General features: G+C 66.0%; 1 protein-coding gene. It reads left to right on the top strand.

From position 1 onward, the window contains the following. The coding region (locus RNC47_RS36550; RefSeq protein ID WP_311605172.1) for an HAD-IC family P-type ATPase at positions 1-468 on the top strand (468 nt) is incomplete at both ends.

The raw sequence follows: 468 nt of genomic DNA, 5'->3' as shown, positions 1-468 counted from the left end.
GTCCGGACCAGAAGCGGGCGATGGTCCATGCCCTGCAGTCGCGCGGGCACACGGTGGCCATGACCGGGGACGGCGTCAACGACGTGCTGGCCCTCAAGGACGCCGACATCGGCGTCGCGATGGGTTCGGGCAGTTCGGCCTCGCGCGCGGTGGCGCAGATCGTGTTGTTGGACAACAAGTTCGCCACGCTGCCCTATGTGGTCGGCGAGGGCCGCCGGGTGATCGGCAACATCGAGCGGGTCTCGAACCTGTTCCTCACCAAGACCGTCTACTCGGTGCTGTTGGCGATTCTGGTGGGGTTCGCCGGGCTGTCCGCCGAATGGTTCGGCACCGATCCACTGCTGTTCCCGTTCCAGCCGATCCACGTCACCATCGCGGCCTGGTTCACCATCGGCATCCCGGCCTTCATCCTGTCGCTGGCTCCGAACAACGAACGGGCCCATTCGGGTTTCGTGCGCCGGGTGATGA

This window comes from Streptomyces millisiae, assembly GCF_031845425.1.
Taxonomy (GTDB): domain Bacteria; phylum Actinomycetota; class Actinomycetes; order Streptomycetales; family Streptomycetaceae; genus Streptomyces; species Streptomyces millisiae.
The sequence above is the reverse complement of the archived record's forward strand: the minus strand, read 5'-3'. Positions and strand labels throughout refer to the sequence as shown.